We start from the raw sequence: 8160 nt of genomic DNA, 5'->3' as shown, positions 1-8160 counted from the left end.
GATCTAATAATACCGCTCCTTTTTTCCCTATAGACATAAACTTTGCTATAACAAGTTCTTTATAAAATGGTAGTAATTCTAATAGATAAACAATTTTTCTTTTTATTTTATAAATTATACGTTTAGGTAACTTTGTTATCAATTTAATTCCTGCATATTTCTTCCAAACACTCTCAATTAATAAAATGTTTTTTGCTAATTTTATTCCAAAATATCTCTCTAATAATTGCTGATGTTCCATTTCTTTTTTTATTTGATCATCTAGCCATGAAGCTGTAAAATGATGAATCGAAACTGTTTTATCCGTAACATTTAATTTCCCAGTTCTGAAATTCTTTGGACATAATACGTCAGATCTATATATCATCATATTTGGTAATTTCTGTTCTTTATCTTTTTGTTCTAAACCAAACTGACATAATGTTTGTGTTGTATAATGCGGTGATGCTAACATATTCAATGTGCCATCAAAATTTATAAACTCTAAATTATCATACAAATCTCTTGCTGCTTTTATAATCTCATGCTTTGGAACCGCTCCGAAGCCCTGTCCACAATTAACAAAATACTCACCATCTCCTGTATTTTCAAATCCCATAAAAGCATCCTGATCTAGTAATTCATCAAAACTTTTTACTAATTCAACATCAGTATCTAAATAAATTCCACCATATTGATATATAATATCCAATCTTGCGTAATCTGGAACAAATCCCCATTTTTTTGCGTCATACGCTTGTTTCATATAATGATTTTTAGAAAAATCATAATTACTTTCATTCCATTCTTTTATTTCATAATCTGGGCAAAACTTTTTCCAGCTTTCAATACAATATAATACTGATTTAGGTTTCGGAGCATTTCCAACCCAACAATAATGTATAATTTTAGGAATCATAAATACCTCCCCCTTACTTTCCATTTAAGAATGATACATAGTCAAAATCATCTAAATATCTTCGAACTAAAAATTGTTTTTTAAAATATAATAAAACCCCTATTCCATCCTGATCTTCAAATCCTGGAATATAATATGCAGATTTTATTTCTGGATATTGTTTATGCGTAAATATTACCTTATTTTTAAAAGGAAGTGCATCAAAACGTTTCAATGACTCATAAGTACAATCATCCCCATCTATACCCATGATAAATAAATTATTCCAATCAATACGTTTTTTACGTTCTTCCCATTTTTCTATTCCTTCTTCCAATGTTTCATAATGATTGAATCTTATTTCTATATCTCCTAACATTCCTGTCGGATATTCAAATCGCTCATCTTCATAAGGCAAAATTGGCTGCTTCATATACCATTCTAGGTTTTCAAGCATTTTAACATAATCATTCATTTCAAAACTCAAATTAATTGTTGGTGAACGAAATTTAAGATTCATATCATAATATATAAACTCTCCATTGCAATTTGATGCAATAATTGTTGGCGTTAAATTTTTTAATTTTCTTTTCTTTCGTTCTTTATATAATCTCCACTCTATTCGTTGAACAATATTCATATGAACCTCTATCTATAAATTTTTACATGCAATTTTGGAAAATATTTAAGTAACATTAATCTTAATTTTTGTTTTATTCCAATTTGATTCTTCGTCTTCATCAATTCATTATACACCAAAGTATATTGTTTTCTTGCAATTGAAAACTTCTCTATTGTTTTTGTATTTTCTTCAATATTACTTTCTGCGTTTGCAATGGCAGCATATAAACTTAAACACGCTTCTTTCGCATATGGCTGTACATCATGTTTTAATAAAAAGTCTGCTCTCTTATATACTGCTTCTATAAAATCAAAATATCTTTCCGTGTATTGTGGTTGTCCTAAAATACTATCTTCTCTTGATAAATACCAATAACTATCTGTTCCTGTCAAAACAATACTATTTGCTCGATATAAAACTTCATGATACACAAATGTATCTTCATAATATTTTCCTTTTGGAAATCGAATTCCTTCAAATAATTTTGCCTCAAACAATTTATTACATACAGACGGCTGATTTAACGTTTTATATCTTTGATTACCTTGATATAATACTTCATGATCTGTAGGACAATAAAATTGAACAGTTTCTCCTTCTTCTAGAAATCGAATCATATTACATACTGCAATCTCACTCTTATTTTTTTTAATTGCATTTAACATAATTTCTATTGTGTTATCCTGAATATAATCATCACTGTCAATAAATGCATAATATTGTCCTTTTGCTCTATCTAGTCCTGCATTTCTTGCATCTGATAATCCACCATTTTTTTTATGAATTACTTTTATTCTTGCATCATTTTTTTCAAACTCATTACAAATTTGTCCTGATGAATCTGTCGATCCATCATCGACAAGCAAAATTTCTAAATTCTTATATGTCTGTGAAGTAATACTATCTACACATTTTTTTAAATATTTTTCTACATTGTATACTGGTACTATAACTGATATTAATGGTTGTTCTTTATCCATATTTTTTACTCTCTATAACCCTATTTTTAATAAATTTCTTATTTTACAAGTTCCACAAAAAGATATTTTTGCAAATATAATCCATATTTTTTGTTTTTTATCTGTTATATCTTTCAGATTAGTTTGTGGATATTTTTTGATAAACCTCTTTATTTGAGGGTAAACACTTTTCAAATTTTCCTTATTCTTATCTTTTAAAACCCTTTGTCCTTGATAGATACATGTAAACCAAAGATTATTTAAACTCTCTGTTTTTAATTGTGGCATAAACTTACATATATATTTGTGTCTTTCTTCTTTCGCTTTAAGAGCCTCTAATCTTTTTTTTGCATCTAACAAATGCATCACAGATTGCTCCTGCTGCCTATAAGCATATAACTTTTGATCAATATATATTAACTTGGATGCATTTCCAATTGCTTGGTAGGTCCAAAATTCATCATCAATCTTATTTCCCGTTGGAAAATATATCCCCTTTATAACATCTTTCCGATACATTTTATTCCAAATAAGTTGTCGAAATATATGATCGTTAATATTTTCATGCATTGCTTGCATCGCAGAATATGTATGTATTTTATAAATTTTTCTTTCTTCTTTAAATTTTTCAGAATCATCATATACCATTGAATAATTACATTCTACGATTCCAATTCCATCATAAAACTGTTCTAATAAAACTTGATACATTTGTGGTGCTATATAATCATCACTATCAACGAATGTAACATAGTCTCCCGTTGCCATATCTAATGCTGTATTACGTGCTTTCCCAGCTCCACCATTTGAACTATGCACTACTTGAATTCTACTATCTCTTTTTTTCCATTCATCACAAATTTCTGGACTTTGATCAGTTGATCCATCATCTACAATGATAATTTCAAGATTCTTGTATGTTTGCTCCACAACACTAGTAATGCATTTATTTAGATATTTTTCTACATTGTATACTGGTATAATGACACTGATCAATGGTTCCATAATTTTCTCCTCTAGTTATATTTACTTCTCAGCAAGTATTTCGCATAAAATCGATATATATATTTATATAAACAAGGGATATATAATATCATTTTTCCAAGAATTTTTTGCTTCCTGCCTAATAATTTAATATATTCCTTATTCTCTTTTATGATATTTCTAACTTTAATTTCGTCTTTTTTAAATTTATTGGATTTATCTATCATTAAACTATTATAAACATTAATACTAGTTAATATATATACTTTTTTTGCAATCTCTCTGACTTCATCTATATTTTCATTTAAAATAATTTTCTTAACCTTTATAGGGTCATAAATTCTCGATTTATTTAACCCTTTTCTTGTTACAGATTTATTTCTTATAATATAATGATATTTACAAATATCTTCATACACAGATTTATTGGCATAAAAAAATAAATAATAATTCATTAATAAATCTTCATTAATTTTTATCTTAGTATTTATCTTTTTGTTGTTAAAGAACTTTTGAAAAAGCTGTTTATGAAAAATTTTATTGCATAGACTTGGCTCTATGAAGTCACCTTCCAACAAATCTTTCATTCCTTGATATTTATCTTGTATTATTATTTTCTTTGTATTATAAAAATAATTCACCCTACCATCAGCAAATTGCATTTGATATCCACAGTGTGAAATATCTGCATCATATTTTTCTGCATTACGTATTAATAGTTCATACATATCGGGGTCTATCATATCATCACAATCAACAAATCCTATCCAAGTTCCTCTTGCGATTTTTAATCCTTCCATCCTTGCTAATGTAACACCTTGATTTTCAGTATGTATTACTCGAAGTTTTTCTGGATATTTTTTCCCATATTCGTCTAAAATATTTCTTGTCTGATCTGTAGATCCATCATTTACTGCAATAACTTCCAAATTCTGATATGTTTGCTTTAAAATACTCTGCAATGTCTTTGATACATATTTTTCAGCATTATAGACTGGTACTATTATACTAATCATTATTGATTCCTCATAAATTTTCTATCATTTCTTCTACTTTCTTTACAGTTCCTTCTGTACTAAAATAATTCCCTCTAAATTCTGCCTGTTGTTTATAATATAAAATCTTTTCTGGATTCTTTACCAAATCTTTTATTGCTTTATATAGTTCTATATCTTCATTAGCAACAACTATTCCATATTCATTATTTTCTCCAAGCATTTCTTTCATCCCTGAAACTTCTACTGTACATACAGGTATTCCTAAAATCAATGCTTCTGTTGCTGCTGTAGAAAATCCTTCTGCTAAACTCGCACATACAAAAAGATCACATTTTTTTATAAATTTATATGGATTCAACTGATATCCTAATAGAGTCACATTATCTATCAAATCATTATTTCTACAATATTCTTCTAAATTTCCTCGTTCTGGTCCATCTCCTAAGATATACAAATGTGTGTTTAGTCCATTTTTCTTTAATCGTTTTACGATTTTTAATAAACGATCAAATCCTTTATTTTTCAATAATTTTCCAACACCAATCATTTTTATTACATCTTGATTTAATATCTGATTTTCTGTTTCATTCGACATTTCTTTTATTTTTTTGCTTTCATTTGTATTATACAGAACTTCATAATCAGCATTAACTGATAATGCTTTTTTAAAATCCTGTTCTACACTTTTTGAAACTGAAATTATTTTATTAAATCTTGCATAACATTTTCGGCTTTCCTCAATGCTTCTAAACGATCTTGCTGCTCGTTTTGACGTATGCTGCTCAATATGAATCCATGATACTAATTTTGTTTTCTTATTCTGACAACCACTAATTACCCTAGCACATGGTCCTTCTAAATATGCTATTTCTACATCATAATATTCCTTAATTACTAAATTGTGAAGCTGACTTGGCGTTAATAATTTCATTAAATGTGAATTTCCCCGTACCATTTTTTTACACCAAGTCTTATACGTAATATCTTTTGAAAGAAATTGTTTATTTTCTCCACAATCAAATAACGTCATCACTGTGACATCAAACTTCGTATGATCCATATTATTAACAAGATTAATCAATACTTTTTCAGCTCCACCTTGTCCTAAATCATGTATTAAAAAAAGTATTTTTTTCATATAATCCCCCATTTACTAATTTAGATAAACTCTTTTATTCCTCAAATCTAAACACAAAAATTAACATATCCTTCTGTAGCTTTTTCATTTGGAATAATCACTCCTGGACTACCAATTACAATTGAATGTGATGGTACATTAAAGTTTACATAAGTATTTGGTGCTATCAAAACATCATTCCCTATTTCTATTTTCCGACCACCGTACTATTAACGCCAATATATACATTATTTCCTATTTGAGGTGCTCCTAATTTCTTTCCTCTATTTTCTTTTCCTATTGTAGCTCCCTTGTGTATGTTTATATTTTTTCCTAATATACTTTCTTCATTAATCGTAATGTTATATGGATGTCCTAAATAAAATCCTTCTTCTATTTTTGCATTTCCAACCCATATTTCCTAGAATATTTAAATAAAAACACTCTTGCAATTTTTCCTATAAACTTCTTATTTCGCTTTCTCCACCAATACATGTACCGAACATTATGTTGAAACATTATATTTAAATATGATTTAATATTTCTCTTATACTTTTTGCCTGTCATTCGATAAAAATCACATAGAAATTTTTGATTCATAATCCGATTCCTTTTTATTTTCTTGCTTTATATTTAATCATCATCGTCAATACAGCACCTAACGGACTACAAAAAAAAGTCATAACCCTAGCTGGCGACTTTCTTATATATCCCTTATTTCTCGCAATCTGACTACTAGAACAATAATGAATACAATCTACTATCTTTCTTTTTTTACTTTCTGGATATCGCATACAAATCTTTCTCCAAAAAGCAAATCCTTTTGGATTCTTCAAATATTGTTTCCACATCGTCCCACTGGAACCATCTTCCTGATACTCCACATTACACAAAACCTGCGGCAATACAGCTAACTTGTAATCCTGATCGATCAATCTGTATTTATATGCAAGTGCCACATATTTTTCTCCTTCAAACACCGGATAAGGGGGATATTTTTTAATAATGTCCGTCCTGTATACCAACTTCTTATCGCCTGCTCCACCCATAGCGTAATATTCCATTAACGTAGTTTCTTTCATAGATTTTGGAAAACTCTTTCCTATGATTTTTCCATTCATGTCGGCATCTAATCCGATAATCCCTGCATAACCTCTGTCTTTTACTTCATCCCATTTCTTCAGAATCTTGGCAACCCCATCTTCTGCCATACAATCATCTGAATCAACACAAACATTCAACTCCGTTGTAATATTTTCATAAGCTATATTATGTGCTGTATGCATACCACCATTTTCTTTGTATATATACTGAATCTTAAAGCCGTTATCTTTTTCCATCCAACCCTTTACTAATTGTGCCGTATTGTCTATTGACCCATCATCTATGATCAACCAGCAAAAATCTTTACAATTCTGACTGCACAGACTTTCATAAGTTCTCGGCAAAGTATGTGCTCTGTTATATGCTGGTGTAAATACTGTTAAACGTATCATTCTGTCTCCCTATATAATTTTAAATAATATTTCTGCAACTTTTCCGCATTCTTTCTGATATCATAGCCACTTTGAATAACCAAAGGTGTAGTATCTGTTCTTTTATAATCTGACTGCTTTAATATTTCATCTACCCATGCTGATTCATTTTCCTGAAGACTTTTTACATGAATCAAATCTGATATTTTACATTCTAATGGTACCTGATCAGAAATAATACAAGGCAACCCTGCACTTTGTGCTTCAATTAAGGTAACTGGAAGCCCTTCATATAATGATGGAAATACAAAAACATCCATCGCCTGCAAAATATTATATACATCATCTCTCATTCCTAAGAATTTTATATCTTCCTGCAGATTCTTTTCTTTTACCAGATCCTCTATCTTTCCTCTGCCATCTCCATCTCCAACTAACAACAATTTTACGTTTGTATTTTTTTGTTTTAATTTATCAAAAATCTCAATTAAAAATCTATGATTTTTGGGAGGATTGAATCTGCCGACATGTCCTATAACCAAACTATCCCCTAGTCCTAATTCTTCTCGATACGCGGTCCTGACTTTTTCTGAATATTGATATTGTTTTGTATCAATCGCATTATTTAAAATATTAAATTTTAGTCCACCAAACATCCATTCTCCAGCTTCTTCTCCGCAAGCAAAAAGTTTTGTCGCATATCTTGGTATCATCCTCTTCATCCATAGTTTTAATGGATATTTAAAATCCTTATCTTGACTCTTGCTATGTGCATGAGCAATTCGTACTGGAATTCCATTTTTCTTCGCATATTTTAATGGAATTCCTGCCATACAGTCTAAATGAGAATGTACTATTTTATATTCCTTATGCTGTTGAAAAAATTCATCTAACTTCTTTAAATATCGATAATCCCAAGGATTCAAACGTGGCAAATGATAAATTTTTCCACCTAACTTCAAAATCTCTTTGTCATAATCGGCTTCAAAATCACGGTGAACCAAAAAATCAAACTGTACTTCGTTACGATCAATTTGCCGATAATAATTCATTAGCATTGTTTCCAGTCCGCCTCTTCCCATATATGTTACAACATGTAAAATCCGTATTGGTTTCATACTTTTCCCT

At 29.3% G+C, this 8160-nt stretch carries 8 protein-coding genes; all 8 read right to left on the bottom strand.

Going from position 1 to position 8160, the window contains the following annotated elements; genetic code table 11:
* Nucleotides 1-898: glycosyltransferase family 32 protein (locus tag KE503_RS10475; protein WP_212385168.1), on the bottom strand; the 898-nt coding region annotated here is incomplete at its 3' end.
* Nucleotides 899-911: 13 nt separating this feature from the next.
* Nucleotides 912-1517, bottom strand: coding sequence for a DUF1919 domain-containing protein (locus KE503_RS10470; RefSeq protein WP_212385167.1), 606 nt, complete (start codon nucleotides 1515-1517; stop codon nucleotides 912-914).
* An 8-nt stretch (nucleotides 1518-1525) separates the two neighbouring features.
* The gene (locus KE503_RS10465) at nucleotides 1526-2479 is read right to left on the bottom strand and encodes a glycosyltransferase family 2 protein (RefSeq protein ID WP_212385166.1); all 954 of its coding nucleotides are present in this window, start codon (nucleotides 2477-2479) and stop codon (nucleotides 1526-1528) included.
* Between the two features lie 12 nt (nucleotides 2480-2491).
* The gene (locus KE503_RS10460; protein ID WP_212385165.1) at nucleotides 2492-3463 is read right to left on the bottom strand and encodes a glycosyltransferase; all 972 of its coding nucleotides are present in this window, start codon (nucleotides 3461-3463) and stop codon (nucleotides 2492-2494) included.
* Between the two features lie 11 nt (nucleotides 3464-3474).
* Nucleotides 3475-4458, bottom strand: a complete 984-nt coding sequence (locus tag KE503_RS10455) for a glycosyltransferase (RefSeq protein ID WP_212385164.1) — start codon at nucleotides 4456-4458, stop codon at nucleotides 3475-3477.
* Nucleotides 4459-4468: 10 nt separating this feature from the next.
* Nucleotides 4469-5578: a glycosyltransferase gene (locus tag KE503_RS10450; protein WP_212385163.1), complete on the bottom strand. Its 1110-nt coding sequence runs from the start codon at nucleotides 5576-5578 to the stop codon at nucleotides 4469-4471.
* Between the two features lie 593 nt (nucleotides 5579-6171).
* Nucleotides 6172-7053: a glycosyltransferase family 2 protein gene (locus KE503_RS10445; protein ID WP_212385162.1), complete on the bottom strand. Its 882-nt coding sequence runs from the start codon at nucleotides 7051-7053 to the stop codon at nucleotides 6172-6174.
* Complete coding sequence (locus KE503_RS10440) at nucleotides 7050-8150, bottom strand: glycosyltransferase family 1 protein (RefSeq protein ID WP_212385161.1); 1101 nt, start codon at nucleotides 8148-8150, stop codon at nucleotides 7050-7052. The genes KE503_RS10445 and KE503_RS10440 overlap by 4 nt, the downstream gene beginning before the upstream one ends.
* Nucleotides 8151-8160: the final 10 nt, after the last annotated feature.

Source organism: Anaerostipes sp. Marseille-Q3525 (genome assembly GCF_018223505.1).
GTDB classification, from domain to species: domain Bacteria; phylum Bacillota; class Clostridia; order Lachnospirales; family Lachnospiraceae; genus Anaerostipes; species Anaerostipes amylophilus.
This window is presented reverse-complemented; position numbering and strand designations above follow the sequence as displayed.